This window comes from Phormidium sp. CCY1219, assembly GCF_055795085.1.
This window is the reverse complement of record NZ_JAYFEQ010000106.1, coordinates 1-218: the sequence shown is the minus strand read 5'-3', so window position 1 is coordinate 218 and position 218 is coordinate 1. Positions and strand designations below refer to the sequence as shown.

Sequence of the window (218 nt, the reverse complement as noted above, 5' to 3'; positions counted from 1 at the left end):
TATCGAAACATGGTATTGTGTTAGGTAGAGAAAATTATGGGAGGATTGGGGAGCGATCGCAGTTCTGGGTTTGGTCACGGCGATCGCAGTTCTGGGTTTAGTTACGGCGATCGCATTTCTGGGTTTTGTCAGAGCGATCGCGCTGAGTTAACTCATCAAGCAATGTTTGAGAGAACTATAGTCTGATTGGCTGATTGCTTTCCGGACTGACAAGCAAG

General features: G+C 46.8%; 1 protein-coding gene. It reads left to right on the top strand.

Going from position 1 to position 218, the window contains the following annotated elements:
* The first annotated feature begins 36 nt into the window (after positions 1-36).
* Positions 37-186 carry a hypothetical protein gene (locus tag AC0QH1_RS00610; RefSeq protein ID WP_324628793.1) on the top strand — a complete coding sequence of 50 codons (150 nt, stop codon included), beginning with the start codon at positions 37-39 and terminating at the stop codon, positions 184-186.
* The last annotated feature ends 32 nt before the right edge of the window (positions 187-218 follow it).